Annotated in this window: 1 protein-coding gene; it reads right to left on the reverse strand. The window is 64.3% G+C overall.

All coding sequences use genetic code 11. The features are described 5' to 3' along the window. On the reverse strand, positions 1–333 hold a 333-nt coding region (locus tag U5775_RS39160), incomplete at its 3' end, for a hypothetical protein (protein WP_322063466.1). Between the last annotated feature and the right edge of the window lie 17 nt (positions 334–350).

Genomic DNA, 350 nt, shown 5'->3' on the forward strand with positions numbered 1-350 from the left:
TGAGGCCGTCGAGTGGGCGCCCAGCGCAATGCCCGTTTCACCCGTTACCGTGGCGCTGTCGCCCAGCGCGACGCCGCCACCGCGGCCGTTGAGGTTGTAGCCGTTCAGACCGAAGATCGCGTCGTCGGTCTTGTTGACGCCGGTGAAGGCGTAGATGCCGATCGACACATAGGCGCCGTTCGAGTTCGTGCTATCCGTATTCGCACCCGGCACGTAGTCGCCGACGCGGAACGAGTATTGGTTGTAGTCGGTACTGGCGTTGTCATACCTGCCTTGCAGTGCCGTGCCGTTTGCGACAGGCGTGCCGGCCAGCGCCGTACCCGGCATGCTCATGCTGAAGGCCAGGGTAG

It is taken from the genome of Paraburkholderia sp. J63 (assembly GCF_905220245.1).
In the GTDB taxonomy this organism is placed as follows: Bacteria; Pseudomonadota; Gammaproteobacteria; order Burkholderiales; family Burkholderiaceae; genus Paraburkholderia.